Origin of the sequence: Xenorhabdus entomophaga, from assembly GCF_037996725.1 — a bacterium.
GTDB classification, from domain to species: Bacteria; Pseudomonadota; Gammaproteobacteria; order Enterobacterales; family Enterobacteriaceae; genus Xenorhabdus; species Xenorhabdus khoisanae.
This window is the reverse complement of sequence record NZ_JBBMXH010000017.1, coordinates 31,224-44,899: the sequence shown is the minus strand read 5'-3', so window position 1 is coordinate 44,899 and position 13,676 is coordinate 31,224. Positions and strand designations below refer to the sequence as shown.

Sequence of the window (13,676 nt, the reverse complement as noted above, 5' to 3'; positions counted from 1 at the left end):
TTCGGTTTTTTCAGTGTTATTAAGCCTTATTTCTGCTCACCTTGCCCATAATAGGCGTTGGCACCATGCTTACGTAAATAGTGTTTATCCAGCAATTCCTGTTGCATAAATGTAATTTCTGAGTTCAATTGTTGGGAAAATAAACTCATATAGGCGCATTCTTCGAGTACGACGGCATTGTATACTGCATCAGCTGCATCTATTCCCCATGTGAAAGGCCCGTGGGAATGAACCAAAACAGCGGGGATTTTCATTGGATCGAGACGTTGCTCTATAAATGTTTGAACGATGACGTTCCCTGTTTGCAATTCGTAATCATCCTCAATTTCTTGTCTGGTCATTAAGCGCGTGCAAGGAACTGCACCGTGAAAATAGTCGGCGTGAGTTGTGCCATGAGCTGGCAAGAAACGTCCTGCTTGGGCCCAAATAGTGGCATGGCGAGAATGCGTATGAACAACTCCCCCGATATCCCGAAAATGACGATATAAAACAAGGTGCGTTGGGGTGTCTGAAGAGGGTTTTTTATCCCCTTCCACGATGATGCCGGTCTCAATATCAACGACAACCATATCATCAGCTTGCATATCACTATATTCCACACCAGATGGCTTAATCACCATCAAGCCTCTGGCTTTATCAACAGCACTGACATTTCCCCAAGTGAATGTCACTAGATTATGTTTTAGCAACGCCAGATTTGCGGACAATACATCGGCCTTCAGTTGTTCTAACATTCAAAACCCCCTTCCTGCATACGAGCTTCGATCCAACGGCGAGCCTGTATAATTTCCAATACAGGTTCTTCCGCTTTTTCTGTCCACATTTCTATTAAGAACGTTCCACGGTAATTCAATGTATGAAGCGTTCTGAATACTCCGACAAAATCGACACAACCCTGACCGAATGGCACGTCACGGAATTGCCCCGAATGGGTTGGAGTGACTGGATAAGTATCTTTGAGATGAATTGCCGAAATACGATTTATGCCAAGCTTGAGTTCTTCTGAGACATCATTGCCCCAAGCACTCAAATTACCAATATCGGGATAAACGCTAAACCACGGTGAGGCCAGCATTTCATCCCATATTTTCCATTTGGTGATCGAGTTTATGAAATCCGTATCCATAATCTCCATTGCCAGCATGACTTGTGCTCTGGCTGCTTGCTGAACTGCCCACGCTATTCCTTCAGAAAAGCGCTGTTTCGTTTCTTCGTTATGTTCTTCGTAATAAACGTCATAACCCGCCAGTTGGATTGTTCTGATGCCAAGATCCCGCGCTAAACTGATTGCTTTTGACATAATCTCATAAGCTTTCCGCCGTACAGTTTCATCACGACTACCAAATGGATAACGACGATGTGCAGATAAACACATGGAGGGAATGGAAATACCTGTTTCCAGCATATTCTTAATGAGTTTAAGGCGTGTTTTTACATCCCAATCCAATCGTGACAAGCGTTCATCTGTTTCATCCACAGACATTTCAATAAAATCGAAACCACAGCTTTTTGCCAGAGATAATCGCTCTGCCCATGTCAGATTTTTAGGCAATGCTTTTTCATAAATCCCAATAGGATGGATGCGCATTATGCTTTCCCCCAGAGCTGAGTAATTTGAGTATGAAATGCTTGAGCGACTTGTTTGGGTTGAGTTGATCCAGATAACGCCCGGCCTGCAATAAAAGCTTGTACGGAAATATCTTTGAATTGAAGGAGATCTGTTGGAACAATGCCACCAGTAATAGAAACAGCTAATCCTATATCGGATAATTTTTTCATGCGGGATATATCTTCCTTATCCCACACTTGCCCATTGGCTTGAGCATCGCGTCCGCGATGATAGATCACTTGCCGGATACCAATGGCATGCCAATTTTTTGCATCAGAGAATGTCCAGTTACCAAATAATTCAATTTGGATTTCTGCCTTTCTCTGCTTTGCCACATGATGGGCTTTTTCTATGGTTGCCAGTGGTGCGGCACAAATCATCGTCATCCAGTTTGCACCAGCATCGAATGCCTGTATTGCAAGAATTTCACCCGCATCAGCGACTTTCCAGTCCGCAACAATAATTTTGTCCGGATAATGGAGACGCAGTTGACGGATAGCGTTAATTCCTTCGGAAAGGCAAAGAATTGTACCGGCTTCCACAATATCAACATCGTCCTGCAATAGTTCAGTATCCTGCAATGCTGAACTCAGGCAAGTATGATCCAATGCCAATTGTAATAATGGTCGGCTCATATTCTTTCCTCCCTGAACGTATTCAATGATTCGCATTGAGAATGAAAGTCACGCAATGATTCGATAATTAGCTGATATTTATTAATTTTATTAAGATATGCTGAATGTGAATTTTGATCTGGTTCAAGGGTATATATGGTGTAACCCAAATTTTTCTGAGCTTCAGTGAAATCCTTATAGATGCCCGTACCCACTAAGGCAGCCAATGCAGCCCCCAGGCATCCCGTCTCTTCGACCTGAGGCAATTCCACCGATAGATTGCTGACATCCGCAAACATTTGCATCCAGACTTTGGAGTGTGCTGGTCCCCCCATTACTCGTATCGTCTGAGTTTTAGTGAAACGTTCTAACATTCGTTTCAAATGGGTCATATGGCTGAAAATAACGCCTTCATACACGGCTTGTAGTAAATGGCTGCGATCATGGCTGGACTGTAAACCATAAAACCCCGCCGTCATTTCCAGCCCAGCATTGCTGCCATAAAGAAAGGGAAGAAAAAGAACTTCACTGGAGGCTTTGGGAAGATGGTTAACTGCAGCATTGATTTCTTCAAAAGACATTTTTCCCCAAAGGGCGGTAAGCCACTCAAGATTACCTGACGAAGTGGGACTGGCTTCATGAACAATATAATGGCCTGCATTAACGTATCGCCCATAAATATAAGGGTATGGTTCATGAGTACGCAGTTGATCCGCAATACCACTGGTTACTGACCAGGTTCCCATAACGGCATTCAGTGTGTATTCATCTTGAAGACCTGCACAAACAGCGGAGGAAGCCACATCAAACAGTCCACCGACCACGGGAGTACCTGCAACCAGCCCGGTTAACTCAGCAACTGGTGGGGTGACTTCTCCACCAATTTCAGCCGAGCCGACAATTCGGGAGAGAACGCCATCAATTTCACTGATATTCAAAAGGCTTGAAAGTGCAGGATCATAATCTCCCGTATTCATGTTGTAGAGATTGGATTCCGAAATATTGCTTTCTTCACAGCTCTTTTCGCCAGTGAGACACCAGCGCAGATAATCATGTGCCATCATAACGGCACCGATGCGGTTGTAGCGTTCAGGCTGGTTCTCTTTAAGCCAACGCAATAAAGATACAGGATGACCTGTCCAAAGGGTCTGGCGCGTATGGAGATATAACTTTTCCCGCATTCCTTGTTGTTGCCATTGACGTACAATTTCTGTTGCACGACGATCAGAAGAAAGTATCCCGTTCCCTAACGGTTTGTCATCTTTATCTAAAATAAATAGCCCTTTGCCTTGAGCTGAAATACCAATGCCCTTGATTTGCTGACCACAGATGCCAGTATTTCTCAATAAATTGTTAATTATGCTAATTAACGCATTCCATAATTCGCTGAGATCTCTTTCTGCATATCCTAATTGGGGAGTAAGCGTTTTCAATGCAATACGTTCTATACTGTATTCTTGTCCTCGTTCATTATATAAACCCGCTTTAAGATAAGTACCGCCACAATCAATACCCAGATAAAAGTTATGCTTATGTCTGCTCATCCTATGCAACCTTATATAATTTATACCTTTCAACCAGTAAGTATTTGGATATATGGGTATTTGGTGATATGGAAAGAAAAATTGCCCTCAGAGCATTTTAATTTTTTCCCATACGCTATCGTCAATGGTCATACCATTTCGTCTGTTTTCTGCTTGTTTGTGCACCAATTCGTGACCCGGTAACCGAATGGCCATATTGGGATCTGCACGTTCCGCAGAGGTAATAAAATGCATGATGGATTTCAGTTTCGCTTCCCGTGAAGGGCCATCAATTAACCTGTCTACATCAATGGCGATAAATACCTGTGAAACTCCGTACTCATCACTATTATTCTGCGTAATTTCCGCGACCGATGAACCATTTGAAAGCAAGGTGGCGATGAGATCCAATACGATGGATAAGCCTGAACCTTTCCAGTATCCCATGGGCAAAATCCGGCGATTTTTTTCAATCGTTGCGGGATCTCTGGTTAAGCTGCCTTCGTCATCAAAACCACCCTCAACCGGTAATTGCTGCCCAGCCAGCCGATTTACTTCTAACTTTCCGTAAGAAAACATGGACATTGACATATCGAGCAACGTTATGGGATCGCCGGGTATGGCTATGATTAATGGATTTGTGCCGATACGGCACTCTTTCGCCCCCCAGGGAGGCATGGCAGCAATAGAATTGGTCCAGCAGATGCCAATAAACCCTTTTGTCGCAGCTTGCCAACCATAGCTTCCTCCTCGCATCCAATGGTTGGCATTGCGTAATGCCACCAAGCCAATACCATATTCCGTAGCCAATTCAGTAGCTCTGTTCATCATATCTCTGGCAGTCAGATTGCCTATCGCCCGTTGTGCATCCCATTGTTCAATGGCTCCCAACGATGCCACTCGCACAGGCTTGGCGTCAGAGATGATATCCCCTGCATCAAGTTGCTGAATAAACCGCGGAAAACGGTTAACACCATGTGAGTAAACGCCATATTCCGTGGTACTGGCGAACATTTCCGCGCAGGCATTTGCTGTCTCAAACTGAACACTCCGAGCCAGCAATATTCGGGTAAGTTGTTCTTTTAATTGTTCGAAAGTGACTTTCATGCCTTCTTCCTTATATAAGGTTTTAACCTATGGAAAATATCAGCAATAACACAGGAGAATAGTTGCAACTAAAGCAATATTGTATTTTTAAAAACCTAAACAGTTCCTCTCAGAGTGAGTAAATAAACAGAGATAAATGAAATTAAAAGATAGGTAGTATTAGGAATGGTTTAAGCATGTTCATTTATATTCCACTATTCCAATTTTCAACCACTATCTTTAACCACTACCTTATGCGGAATGAATATGCCTTCATTTTTATCTTTGTCAGTAACTAAGAGAAATACCAGACATTACGGAATTGCTTTATGGGCAGGTTTTCTTGGTGGGAATATTGCCAGTTTCGCTAAATGGGGAACAGAAATTCTCATGCCTCCCAGAACACCAAACAGAGCTATTCCTCCTGGCGAGATGCTTCAAAGTTGGGGAGGGAAAGTCAACGACATGGTATACCATTACTCGGATCACCTTGTGAATTGGGGCATGGCTGGAGTTCACCATCTTTTTTCTATCATTTTGGCAATGTTTTACTCCGTCATTGCGGAAATCTTTCCTATCGTAAAATTATGGCATGGTGCTTTTTTTGCTGTCATTGTTGCCTTCATTTTCCACGGTATCATTTTACCCATTTATGGATGGTCTCCTGTTTTCTGGGAACTGCCTTTTGATGAGATATTCTCGGAAATAGTGGGAACTATAATCTGGATGTGGGCTATTGAAATTTTCAGGCATGACATTCGCACCAGAATGGTAAAAGACTAATCCCTTATGGTGTTAAAAAGTTAAAAACTGGTTCAAATCTTTCCATTGAACCAGTTTAAATTAATGACCACATACAATTTACCTTATCGCCATAAGCGCTTACATTATAAATACCAAATTAGAAATGTATCCATGACAATAATTTGATTGTCATGATATTGAGCCATACTCTGTCTGTCCGTAACGATTAAAACAAATAATGAGGAATAATAACCATGCTGAAAAAGATTGAAAGTAAAACAGCAAGTGGATGGGTTAATGGTTTTCTTGGGGTGCTGATTTTTAGTGGCTCACTACCGGCAACCAAAGTCGCTGTTATGAATTTCGATCCTATTTTTCTAACCGTTGCCCGCGCTTCAATTGCAGGATTATTAGCGCTCATTATTTTATTCGTGTTTAAAGAAAAGCGCCCAGTATCTAATCAGCTAGTTTCATTGTTCATTATTGCCATGGGCGTTGTTATTGGATTTCCACTTTTAACTGCATTGGCTCTGCAACATATTACATCAGCACATTCGATCTTATTTCTTGGATTATTACCTCTTTCTACGGCCATTTTTGGCGTATGGCGTGGTGGAGAACGACCCCGCACTGCTTTCTGGGTATTTTCTGGTGTGGGAAGTTTGTTAGTGATTGGATTTGCTTTCATGCAAGGGTTATCTGCTTCACTCACTGGAGACGCATTAATGCTTGCTGCCGTTGTTGTTTGTGGACTTGGCTATGCAGAAGGCTCAAAACTTTCCCGCGTCTTAGGCGGATGGCAAGTTATCTGTTGGGCTTTGCTCATTTCATTACCTGCTATGCTTATTATGACAATTCTGTTTATGCCAAATTCATTTTCGAATGTTGGCACTCCAGCATGGATTGGTCTTGCGTATGTATCCCTGTTTAGCATGCTGATCGGTTTTATTTTCTGGTATCGAGGTCTGGCATTAGGAGGAATTACTGCCGTTGGCCAACTCCAATTACTACAACCTTTTTTCGGTCTTGCCTTGAGCGCGAGTTTACTTTCTGAACCTGTGAGCTTAATGATGGTAGCAGTAACTATAGGCGTGATTCTTTGTATTATTGGCTCACGGAAGTTTGCAAGGTAAATGGAGTCTTGAGCACCCGCGAGATTTGCCCTACGGCCAGCGTCGTTTTTTGATTTGACCTTAGTCATGGATAATATAGGCTGAATCTTTATTAATACATTAACTGATACAGATATTCTTAAACATGCGTAGAACAGATCATCTTGGCGGGATAACGGCGTTTGTCACAACAGCACAATTAGGTAGTTTCACTGCTGCGGCAGAGCGTCTAGGCTTAACAAAGTCTGCGGTAGGTAAAAGCGTCGGGAGGCTTGAGGATCGTTTAGGACTTAAACTTTTTCAGCGTTCGACGCGCAGTTTGAGCTTAACGCCTGATGGAGAAGCTTTCCTGATAAGCTGCCAGAATGCTCTTGATATTCTCGAACAAGCTGAAGCGGCCCTTACTTCACATATTTCCCATCCTGCTGGCCGACTCCGTATTGATCTGCCGGCTGCTTTTGGACGTCAGCGAATATTTCCGGCTCTTCTGAAAATCGCCAGTAATTATCCTGAGCTATCTCTGTCAGTTTCATTCAGTGAGCGTTTTGTCGATTTGATTGAGGAAGGTATTGACATTGCTATACGAATCGGGGAACTCGCTGACAGTAGTGGACTGGTCGCCCGTAAATTGACAACGCAAAAACTTGTTATTTGTGCCTCACCGAATTATTTACTTTCTCATGGTGAACCCAAAACCCCCGAAAAATTAAGTCAACATCGGTGTGTGCTAGGATTTCGCAGGAATCAACCTATATCTTGGTTATTGAAAGAAGAAGATGGTGAGATAAGACGTTACACTCCACCAGCCACTTATGAGTTTTCTGATGGGGATGCAATGTTATCTGCCACGTTGGCCGGATGCGGATTTGCCCAGCTACCATTATGGATGGTGGGTAATTACCTTGAGAGCGGAGAACTCAAGGAGGTATTGCAAGAATATTCTGGAGTGGAAATTCCGATTAGTGCGTTATGGCCTAAAAACCGTCAACTGTTACCTAAAATACGTTATGTTGTAGATACTTTGGTGAAAATGGCAGAAGACGGTTTGTTAGATTAACGCTGAAGATTATTTTTAATGTAGATGCTTAAAAATGCTATAAATGAAAAGAGAATGCTGATTAACATAACCGTATGCACATTAAATTGTGAAAGAAACCATCCTCCGGTCACAGAGCCAATTGTGATCCCTAAATTAGCAAAAGAAATGTAAAGACTGTTGGCAAATTCAGGGGCATCATTAGCTTCCTGTATAAGCCAAGTTTGGCTAACCACAAGCCCCGCAGAATGCAATCCGCCCCAAAAAACGGTTAACACACACATCGCTATCGGCGAGAAACCTAAATACCAGACTTGGAGATAGAGAAAGATTAATAAAACAGGATAAGCATAAGTGGTGCTTACAACATTTTTCTGCAAAAAGCGACTAAAAACAAAATTGCCAATAAATCCACTAACACCAAATAGTATTAAAATCGCACTGATGGAATCATTATCAAATTGAGTGATTTTTGATAAATAATCTGCTATGTAGCTAAAGCTTGAGAACATTGCGGAAAAAATCAATGTCACGGTAGACATCGTCAACCATAATTTCCCTCTGCGCAATACACTTAACTGTTCAGCAACAATACTGCTTTTTGTCACAGGGATAGAAGGAACAAAATACAAGATACCGAGAAAAGCGAGCATACAAGTCGCTGCACCAAAATAAAATGCAGCGCTGAGCGATAAATGTTCCGCTATAAAGGAACTCAGAGGCATTCCTAATACCATCCCCACAGCCACTCCGGCAAAAACTTTTGCAATAGCACCTGCACTTTTTTCCTTAGAAACGGAGTTCGCTGCAATAACAAGGGCAACCGCAAAGAAAACAGCATGCCCCAACCCGGGAAGAATTCTGAATATCAACATCAAATTAAAGAGATCTGTTGTGGCATAGATAAGGTTAGAAACGATAAATATAAATAGAATGGCAAGAAGAACGTATTTTTTGTTATATCCGGATAATAGCAGAGTCATAAATGGCCCCGTTATAGCTACAACAATGGCATAAATGCCGACAAGAAAACCGACTTGAGTCGGTGTGACATGCAATTGTGCTTCCAATTGCGGCAGCAATCCAATAACAGCTATTTCGGTCGTAATAACACCAAAGACCGCAATGGATAACGTCAACAACAACAGCAGAGAGTTTTTATTTTCCATAATGAGAATATATTGAGAATTTGTTTTTAACAGGTAGGCAAAATGATGGCAAATCCTCCATAAAAACAGAAGGATACTTTCGTCTATTGTCTGTAGACATAACTTCTTCAATGATTTTTTCTCAAAAGAAAAGCCGCATTATCGCGGCTTTAATTTCTGCTATATCGTGAATGTAGAAAGTCTGATTAAAATTTCTCAACAACCTTAAATTCGATAACAACAATTTCCATATCGGGTGAGAAAACACCTATTCTCTCAAAAAAACGTTGATGCTCTAATTGCCAGTGAAGCAAACTTCTGTCTCCCTCTCCTTCTTTCCAGGCCAAATCTGCGGTCATTTCTGAAAATTGCATCAAGTGCATTGCAGTGACTCTGGCAACACAAACCGGCTTTTCTTTGCTGTCGAAGACAGTGTAGTGATTACCAACAGTAATCTTGCCATCATCTGATTCATAAGAATCATACGAACTGAACGGGCAAGTTGTCGCTGTTTTTATACCTTCGGCAACTAATTCAGCCAGTTCATCGTGCATAGCAGGAGAATCACCAAATACCCAACGCCCGGCTTTCGGATATTTGCTTTCAAGCAGTTCGATCTTATCTATTTTCATATTATCTTTTAGACGCTTCGTTAAGCTTATACGTGAGCGTCTTTACTAACACAATGACACTATTTTCCACCATAGTTTTATGTCAACTATATGACACAACTCCATATTATAAGATTGGTGAATGCAATAACTGGGAGTATAGTTCCTTTATTTAATTTGGTGCAGAACATCACCCACGGCATTGAATAGGCGATTAATATCGTCCATTCTGGCATTGAACATTGGGCCAAACTGCAATGTGTCACCACCAAAGCGCACATAAAAGCCGGCTTTCCATAATGCAATACCTGCATCAAAAGGCCGGATAACCGCATCACCCTCTCGTGGAGCAATTTGAATTGCGCCCACCAGCCCACAGTTACGAATGTCTACGACATTTGGGCAGTGTTTTAGCTCATGTAATGCTTGTTCGAAATGTGGTGCCAATTCGGCTGCTTGTTGCAATAAATTCTCTTTTTCCAACAGTTCCAATGTTGCCAAACTTGCTGCACAAGCAACGGGATGGGCTGAATAAGTATAACCGTGGCTGAACTCAATCATATGACTGGGTAGAGACTGTGACATAAAGGTATCGTAGATCTTGCTGGATGCAACCACACCACCCAGAGGAATGGCACCATTGCTAATTTGTTTCGCGAAATTGAGAATATCCGGCGTTACACCGAAATATTCGGAGCCACTCCAGCTTCCCAAACGCCCGAAACCGGTAATCACTTCATCAAAAATTAACAAGATATCGTGTTGGGTACAAATTTCCCGCAAACGTTGTAAGTAACCTTGTGGCGGGATAATGGCACCGGCAGCTCCGGAAAGCGGCTCAACGATAACTGCGGCAATATTACTGGCATCATGCAGTTCAATCAGTTTTAACAATTCATCGGCCAGTTCAGGCCCCCCCGTCAATGGCATTCCTTTGGTAAAGGCCATATTGGGCTGTAACGTATGCGGTAGATGGTCTACATCCATAAACTGACCAAACATCTTGCGGTTGCCACCAATACCACCAAGGCTGGTACCCGCGATATTTACACCATGATAGCCTCGCGCCCTGCCAATCAGTTTAGTTTTGGAAGATTGTCCTTTGATGCGCCAGTAAGCACGCGCTATTTTTATTGCGGTATCGGCGGCTTCTGAGCCTGAACTGGTAAAAAATACATGATTTAAATCACCGGGCATAAGACCGGCAATTTTATCTGCCAGCTTAAATGACAAAGGATGACCATATTGGAAACCGGGAGAATAATCCAACGTACCTAATTGTTCAGAAACAGCCTGACGGATTTCAGTGCGTGAATGACCCGCTCCACATGCCCACAATCCTGATAAGCTGTCATAGATACGCCGGCCTTGATCATCGACCAACCAGTTTCCCTCTGCTGATACAATTAAACGTGGATCTTGTTGAAAATGACGATTAGCACTGAATGGCATCCAATGAGCTTTAAAGTTCAGTGTTTGAAAATAATGGCTATCTGACATTTTTTAACTCCTCAAGCAAGGTTGTAACAAAGAGTTTGCAATAAAACTACATTCAAGTTGAATCTCATTTATCGAATCATTAGTTATGAGTTTACTTACGTAAATGAAACCAACAACTCTTAGATTACACGATCAGCATCTACGGGCCAGTGAAACGATGATGGCATCCATTGAAGAGTTCCTCCAGCATGTAAAAACAGTTACGCGGGGAATTTAACATTGGCATTATTAATAGTGCCGTTATCAGAATTGAATACGTGACCTATATTTTTTATACTCCGCAGGAGTCGCCGCAACCAATTTTTTGAAATTCCTATGAAAGTGGCTTTGGTCATAGAAACCTAACTCAGTTGCTACAGACGCTATATTCATTCCTTGCTTCAAAAGTACTTTTGCTTCATTAATGCGCATTGCGATTTGCATAGCATGTGGAGTAATACCATATGCCTTTCGAAATGCGTGGATAATATGATATTCACTCAATTGAGAGTGAACAGCGATATCCTTTACCGATATATTGCTTCGAAAATTTTCACAAATATATTCATACGCCCTAGATACACTACTTTTTGGTACAACTTTCTCTAAAGGTATGGAGTTGGACTGTGAAAAAAGATTGAAAAAAAAAGAGATGCTCTCTTCTTCCGTTTTCATTTTGTCTTTATCAAGAATGATTGTGTTGGCTAATTCTTGAAACTGTGCATAAAGTTCCGGAGCATCGGTATGATTAATTGAGAACGGGATAAAATTCGTTATTCTTTCACCTACAACCATTGATTGCACATAACCTAACCATTTTGGACATACATACAGCATTTTGTAGCTCCAATTTGTATCTGGTACTGGGTTGCATGAATGGACCTCTAGAGGGTTAATTATGACAAGGGAACCCTTTTGTATTCTACGTTCAATATTACTATTGAAGTAATCACTATGACCGCAATCTACAGCTCCAATGGAAAATTCTTCATGAGTGTGTTTCCCGTAACAGGCTTTCGAGTTTTTAGAAAAGCGCAGCTCAATGGGTACTGCGCTCGAACGATAAAATTTTTGCTTGGTCATCTGTGTTCATACCCTTTTAGGGTCTGTTGATGTTTTGTGAGGAATTATTAGACAGCAAGATGATTTGGTATAATTACTTTTGCCAAAAAACAACCAGTTTTCACCATAATGCCGCGAACCATGTTAACAGATCTCCATTGGAATAAGCTATTTGCGTTAATGCAACACACGGATTAGATTTATCACAAACTTGACCTTTGAAGGCATTTTTTACCGAATGAGAATAAGCATTCTCTGGCGCGATTAACCGCCAGAATATGGGGAGGGGCAACTATGCTGACAGAGGGAGGATATGTTGGCACTGGAATTTATCATTATCTGGTTACCGATGTGGGTTGAATGAATTATGACCTTAAAACATCAACAGACCCTAACCTGATATAAAAAAAGTATATACGACCGTAATTGCTAACAATAGCCCCATAGTGAGATTGAAAAGCTTATAATGTTTAGGTATGTCCAAAACTGTCCTAATCGTTATTCCCAAAACAGCCCATGCTGAAATTGATGCATAACAGACAATAAAAAAAATCCCACAAAAAAGTAGTAGTGCATTAATTTCTGCATCGTGACTACTAAAAACGGATATGCCTGCTAAAGACACAATCCATGCTTTCGGGTTAAGCCATTGGCACATTATTCCTTGTATAAGGGATGGAGCACTGGTTTCTGGTTCACTATCATCACCGATCATTGGGTTTTGCATAGCAACTTTATATGCCAAGTATAATAAGAAACTGCCTCCTATATAGGTAAGTATTTCGGTAAGATATGGCACCTCATTTATAATTTGGGCTAATCCAAAGCCCAGTAAAAATAAAATCGATACAAAACCAATTGTAGCACCGGTTATATGTGGGATAGTTCGAATATATCCGCAATTTGCTCCGGTAACTGTCGCTATTATGTTTACAGGTCCTGGCGATATAGAGGTTACAAAGGCAAAAACTGTCATTGCAAATAATTGAGTCATAAGCTTCTACCTCCTAAAAATCAGTTACTTCTCCAGAGCCATTAATAAAACGATTCTCTTGCAAATCAACAATACGGTACCGTTTTGCCTTGATTTTTCCCTCTTTGCAATAACCCGCTTTGCTTTCCCAAAATCCTTGTTCGAACTCATCAGTAAAGTACAATTCAGACAAGCACTTAACCCCTTTGTACCGATATAGCGAAAAGTCGACTAGACGGATAGGATAACCTTCTTCCAAAGATAGGGGTTTACCGTCCACCGCCCAAATAATCATAGCTCTATTTTCTAATGCATTACTAAGGGATATTGTAGAGTCATACCCTCCCTTACTTGTACCTAAACTTATCTGCTTCAAATTGTATGAAAGATATTTTGCTTGGTTTATCCCTAGATATTTCAATAGGTCTTCTAGTAAAACACCTGTCCAGTTTCTTCTGATACTCCAATTGCAAACACATACAACTCGGCGGCTTTCTGTTATTGGCGCAATGTTCTTAAGGTCTTCGAATGCGACAAGAATTGGTGTTGACTCATGAGGTAAAAATATCTTGAGCGCCCATTCTTTCATATCAATAGAATCATATGATTCAGGTGGCCCTTCTTGGTAGTACCGTAAAGAAGAAGGCTTCTTATCAATATATGGAGTAATCATATTTTC

Annotated in this window: 14 protein-coding genes and 1 pseudogene; 4 read left to right on the top strand and 11 right to left on the bottom strand. The window is 41.4% G+C overall.

Annotation, left to right across the window (positions count from 1 at the left end; genetic code table 11):
* Positions 1-26: 26 nt before the first annotated feature.
* The 5 genes from araD to yiaK form a co-directional block, all read right to left on the bottom strand.
* The gene (gene araD / locus AAC854_RS05630) at positions 27-734 is read right to left on the bottom strand and encodes an L-ribulose-5-phosphate 4-epimerase (protein WP_340616249.1); all 708 of its coding nucleotides are present in this window, start codon (positions 732-734) and stop codon (positions 27-29) included.
* Positions 728-1,588 carry an L-ribulose-5-phosphate 3-epimerase gene (locus tag AAC854_RS05625; protein WP_047962777.1) on the bottom strand — a complete coding sequence of 287 codons (861 nt, stop codon included), beginning with the start codon at positions 1,586-1,588 and terminating at the stop codon, positions 728-730. Before AAC854_RS05625 ends, araD begins: the two co-directional genes overlap by 7 nt.
* The gene (ulaD, locus tag AAC854_RS05620; protein ID WP_340616248.1) at positions 1,588-2,244 is read right to left on the bottom strand and encodes a 3-keto-L-gulonate-6-phosphate decarboxylase UlaD; all 657 of its coding nucleotides are present in this window, start codon (positions 2,242-2,244) and stop codon (positions 1,588-1,590) included. The genes AAC854_RS05625 and ulaD overlap by 1 nt, the downstream gene beginning before the upstream one ends.
* A complete protein-coding gene (locus AAC854_RS05615; RefSeq protein ID WP_340616247.1) occupies positions 2,241-3,767 on the bottom strand; it encodes an FGGY-family carbohydrate kinase in 1,527 nt (508 codons plus the stop codon). Before AAC854_RS05615 ends, ulaD begins: the two co-directional genes overlap by 4 nt.
* Positions 3,768-3,854: 87 nt before the next feature.
* Positions 3,855-4,853, bottom strand: a complete 999-nt coding sequence (gene yiaK, locus AAC854_RS05610; RefSeq protein ID WP_340616246.1) for a 3-dehydro-L-gulonate 2-dehydrogenase — start codon at positions 4,851-4,853, stop codon at positions 3,855-3,857.
* Positions 4,854-5,099: 246 nt separating this feature from the next.
* Between yiaK and AAC854_RS05605 the strand changes: the two genes are divergently transcribed.
* From AAC854_RS05605 to AAC854_RS05595, 3 genes are all read left to right on the top strand, one after another.
* The gene (locus AAC854_RS05605; protein ID WP_340616245.1) at positions 5,100-5,615 is read left to right on the top strand and encodes a YagU family protein; all 516 of its coding nucleotides are present in this window, start codon (positions 5,100-5,102) and stop codon (positions 5,613-5,615) included.
* 215 nt (positions 5,616-5,830) lie between these two features.
* A complete protein-coding gene (locus AAC854_RS05600; protein ID WP_340616244.1) occupies positions 5,831-6,709 on the top strand; it encodes a DMT family transporter in 879 nt (292 codons plus the stop codon).
* Positions 6,710-6,833: 124 nt separating this feature from the next.
* Positions 6,834-7,745 (top strand): LysR family transcriptional regulator, encoded by a 912-nt coding sequence (locus AAC854_RS05595; RefSeq protein ID WP_340616243.1) that lies wholly within the window; start codon positions 6,834-6,836, stop codon positions 7,743-7,745.
* On the opposite strand, the gene AAC854_RS05590 is transcribed toward AAC854_RS05595, so the two are convergent.
* The 4 genes from AAC854_RS05590 to AAC854_RS05575 form a co-directional block, all read right to left on the bottom strand.
* The gene (locus tag AAC854_RS05590; protein ID WP_340616242.1) at positions 7,742-8,893 is read right to left on the bottom strand and encodes an MFS transporter; all 1,152 of its coding nucleotides are present in this window, start codon (positions 8,891-8,893) and stop codon (positions 7,742-7,744) included. The genes AAC854_RS05595 and AAC854_RS05590 overlap by 4 nt on opposite strands.
* A 185-nt stretch (positions 8,894-9,078) precedes the next feature.
* The gene (locus tag AAC854_RS05585; protein WP_340616241.1) at positions 9,079-9,504 is read right to left on the bottom strand and encodes an ASCH domain-containing protein; all 426 of its coding nucleotides are present in this window, start codon (positions 9,502-9,504) and stop codon (positions 9,079-9,081) included.
* A gap of 147 nt (positions 9,505-9,651) precedes the next feature.
* The gene (gene aptA, locus AAC854_RS05580; RefSeq protein WP_340616240.1) at positions 9,652-10,983 is read right to left on the bottom strand and encodes an omega-aminotransferase AptA; all 1,332 of its coding nucleotides are present in this window, start codon (positions 10,981-10,983) and stop codon (positions 9,652-9,654) included.
* Positions 10,984-11,226: 243 nt separating this feature from the next.
* The gene (locus AAC854_RS05575; protein ID WP_340616239.1) at positions 11,227-12,045 is read right to left on the bottom strand and encodes an AraC family transcriptional regulator; all 819 of its coding nucleotides are present in this window, start codon (positions 12,043-12,045) and stop codon (positions 11,227-11,229) included.
* A gap of 108 nt (positions 12,046-12,153) precedes the next feature.
* Between AAC854_RS05575 and AAC854_RS05570 the strand changes: the two are divergent.
* Positions 12,154-12,289, top strand: a pseudogene (locus tag AAC854_RS05570) (IS5/IS1182 family transposase); the annotation flags it as partial.
* A 126-nt stretch (positions 12,290-12,415) separates the two neighbouring features.
* Here AAC854_RS05570 and AAC854_RS05565 read toward each other — a convergent pair.
* Positions 12,416-13,018, bottom strand: a complete 603-nt coding sequence (locus AAC854_RS05565; protein ID WP_340616238.1) for a LysE family translocator — start codon at positions 13,016-13,018, stop codon at positions 12,416-12,418.
* 13 nt (positions 13,019-13,031) lie between these two features.
* A complete protein-coding gene (locus AAC854_RS05560; protein ID WP_047962788.1) occupies positions 13,032-13,670 on the bottom strand; it encodes a molybdopterin-dependent oxidoreductase in 639 nt (212 codons plus the stop codon).
* Positions 13,671-13,676 lie beyond the last annotated feature (6 nt).